Origin of the sequence: Micromonospora arborensis (assembly GCF_003205615.1) — a bacterium.
Lineage (GTDB): Bacteria > Actinomycetota > Actinomycetes > Mycobacteriales > Micromonosporaceae > Micromonospora > Micromonospora arborensis.
The window spans coordinates 219,453-219,852 of the sequence record NZ_PYBV01000027.1 but is presented as its reverse complement, the minus strand read 5'-3'; positions in this window follow the sequence as shown (position 1 = coordinate 219,852).

Sequence of the window (400 nt, the reverse complement as noted above, 5' to 3'; positions counted from 1 at the left end):
GGGCCTGGCCGTGCCGGGCCTGGTCAGGCCGCAAGTTCGGCGTGGTCTCGCGCGGCGTGGTCTCGCGCGACGTGGTCTCGCGCGGCGTGGTCTCGCGCGGCCTGGTCACAAGCGATGTTCCTGATGAGCGGTATACCTGTGAGTCATATTTATGACTCACAGGTATACCGCTCACCGAGGTGCACGCCGACCGAAGCCCGGACCGCCCCGGCTGCCCCGGCGCTTGGCGGCTTGGCGGCTTGGCCGTTTGCCCGCCGGCCCGCTTGCCGCCGGCGCACGTCGCGGCGATCATTGGCTGGTCGCGAGCCGTTCATCACGCTTATCGGAGAGACGGTCCGGGATCTGCCCTGCTCGATCCGGCCTCCGCGCCGGCCTCCGATCCGGCCTCCGCGCCGGCCTC